3 protein-coding genes are annotated in these 2,496 nt (G+C 34.5%); all 3 read right to left on the bottom strand.

Annotated elements, in window-relative coordinates:
- The 3 genes from BQ7314_RS10565 to BQ7314_RS10555 all read right to left on the bottom strand — a co-directional run bounded on the left by BQ7314_RS10565 (window position 1) and on the right by BQ7314_RS10555 (window position 2,472).
- The gene (locus BQ7314_RS10565; RefSeq protein ID WP_174483662.1) at window positions 1-513 is read right to left on the bottom strand and encodes a hypothetical protein; all 513 of its coding nucleotides are present in this window, start codon (window positions 511-513) and stop codon (window positions 1-3) included.
- A 127-nt stretch (window positions 514-640) separates the two neighbouring features.
- Window positions 641-2,146 carry an endonuclease/exonuclease/phosphatase family protein gene (locus tag BQ7314_RS10560; RefSeq protein ID WP_174483661.1) on the bottom strand — a complete coding sequence of 502 codons (1,506 nt, stop codon included), beginning with the start codon at window positions 2,144-2,146 and terminating at the stop codon, window positions 641-643.
- Between the two features lie 143 nt (window positions 2,147-2,289).
- Complete coding sequence (locus BQ7314_RS10555) at window positions 2,290-2,472, bottom strand: 1,4-alpha-glucan branching protein domain-containing protein (RefSeq protein WP_174483660.1); 183 nt, start codon at window positions 2,470-2,472, stop codon at window positions 2,290-2,292.
- Window positions 2,473-2,496 lie beyond the last annotated feature (24 nt).

Raw genomic sequence — 2,496 nt, 5'->3', positions numbered from 1 at the left:
TTACCAAACAAGCTTGGCGGTTCTTAAAAAACAATTTCCTAAAGAAAAGCGCCACATGGCTCTTTGAGCGCAAGCTCCGACCTGTTTTGATGGCATATCTGTAATAAAATGTCGGACACCGTTACCTTGCAGTTGATCCCAATCCATAAAAATATAGTCTCTTTCCGAAGGAATAGAATGTTCATCTTTATGAATAATAAAAGCAAACTTAACGCAATTAATACCGCCAAATGAATTAGAAAACGGATGTATATAAAAATCTCTAGTACGACGTTTATGCTGATTCCATTGAATATCATAAGCATCAGTGTCAACAATATAAGTTTCACAAATATTATGCTGACGGTAAACTTTAAGTACGACTTTTAAATTAACTTGTGCGCCATAAAATAGGTCAAATTCTATCTTTCCCCAACGCAGAAAAAATTCATGATTAAAGTCATTAACGCGTGCAAATGATCCACCTAGCTCACCATGCACTGGTTTGGCATAATGTTCAGCTATTGCTTGCATACCATTACCTTTGTTTTGTTATTATTCTAAGGAATCAAAAATCAATAATACCTGAAAGCACGGTCAATTATTTAAGGGCTGACAATGCTTTGTAATTAAAAATTTCGGATTTTATAAATGTATATCCCTAAAGGGCTTCAAATGTCATTAAATAACCACAATGATCGGAGACACGCCCATAATCTTGGTCAGTAAAAATAACGCTTGCAGACATTGCTTTTAGTTCACTGTTTTTATTCATAAATATATAATCAATGCGATAATCGTCAGCCAAAAGATCTTGCCATTGCGCATCATGGACTTTAAAAACCTGATTAAACACGCCTTGCTTATTCACTGCTAAATACTGATCCTCATATACATCTAAATCGACCACTTGCTGATACCCCGCTGAACAAGCAGTAATATTAAAGTCTCCACACAATAAGATTGCTTTAGTCGTAGCGTCTTGCTTGTGTTCAGCCCATACACTTAAACGTTGAAATTGCTCCTGAAATCCACCTTCTAGCCAACTTAAATGCACAGAATAGACTTGTATATAACCAATAAAAGGCACATAGACTCGTGCTGTAATCACTTTTCTTGAGTTGATATCGTAAATATCATGGCTATCTGATACATAGAGCGAGTCATGATCCGACAAAGGATAACGGCTTAGTATAGCAACCCCCTCTCGATATTGATCAAAACCGAGATGCGACCAATCGTTATGTATATGATAAGGTTTATTTAAACGCTCATTAATGATTTTTGCAGAATTTGAACTCCAGTCCCCTTGCCCATTATTCCAGTATTCTGCGACTTCCTGAAAACAAGCAATATCGATGTTCAACTCATCAATTGCATTAGCAATTATGCTGAATTTTTCATCCTGATTTTCTTCTTGGTAACAGTGTAAATTTAAGATTAAAACTTTAAGTTGCTCTCGTTGAAAGGAATAATTATGTCCTTCATTATTATCCCAAACGATTTGCTCACTATTTTCACAGCTGATGGCATATTTTAATTTAAATAACTCGGCATGATGGATTTTTCCTGTCCAAATCTGTGTACCATATTGATTAGGGTTGCGTGCATGACTGCCTAATACTGTAGGCCAATGTTGACGTTTAAAGTGACAAGCTGTTTTTCTAATGGTTTGCCAATTATCTGTCGTCCAATGAATAGTGACTTTTTTAGCATGAAAAGACTGCTTGATAGCCGCTGTTACATAGATAGTTTTTTGCCCAGCACGTAATTTATTTTTAAAACCAACATTTTGTAAAGACAGCTGATCAATCAAGCTGATGCCAGAATCAGCTTCACTTAAATAATTTGCTCCATTATTATTAAGAAAATGCTCTTGCTCCAATACTCGATAATGTATATTAAACTCAATATTACCGGGCAGTGATAGCTCTTCCGTTAAATATAAATTGACGCTTGCAGACCAATATTCTTTGCCATTGCCTGACAAGCTGTGATAGTGCGCCGATAAAGTATGCCAGATTTTATCTTCACCCATCCAATGGATTTCTAGCTGTTTATCATAAGCAATATTTTCTAATGCTAAAAAAAAAGTTAATTTTTGTTGAATTTTTTTAGCTTTTTTAAAGATGATATTTTCTACGTAGAGTAATTTAATTTTATTCATGTTTTTGCTACTCCTCGCTAATCAATCATATAGGGCAGAATAGATTTTAACCACAAAAATGCAGAAAAAACCCTTTGTGGGAGTGGCTTTAGCCACGATATCACAACTAAAGTCACTCCCACAGAATATTTAATTTCTACTGCTTAATGAAAACTTCGAAAATCAATCTCAGGAAAAATATCATCCAATACTTCCAAAGCACTTAAAAATCGCTCATTAATCGTATTTTTTTTGATGCTATCCAGTAAATAATTAAATCTCGCTAGGGAATGAGCACAAATTAATTTAGGCAAGTTCAATTTAAGAATTATAATGATGCAACTCATAAACTTTATTTAAAATCGACCCAA

Origin of the sequence: methanotrophic endosymbiont of Bathymodiolus puteoserpentis (Logatchev), assembly GCF_900128525.1 — a bacterium.
Classification (GTDB): Bacteria; Pseudomonadota; Gammaproteobacteria; order Methylococcales; family Methylomonadaceae; genus Methyloprofundus.
This window is presented reverse-complemented; position numbering and strand designations above follow the sequence as displayed.

Excerpts from the sequence above, each read along its gene's own strand:
- BQ7314_RS10565 (WP_174483662.1), bottom strand. The coding sequence starts at position 513 with ATGCAAGCAATAGCTGAACATTATGCCAAACCAGTGCATGGTGAGCTA.
- BQ7314_RS10560 (WP_174483661.1), bottom strand. The coding sequence starts at position 2,146 with ATGAATAAAATTAAATTACTCTACGTAGAAAATATCATCTTTAAAAAA.
- BQ7314_RS10555 (WP_174483660.1), bottom strand. The coding sequence starts at position 2,472 with ATGAGTTGCATCATTATAATTCTTAAATTGAACTTGCCTAAATTAATT.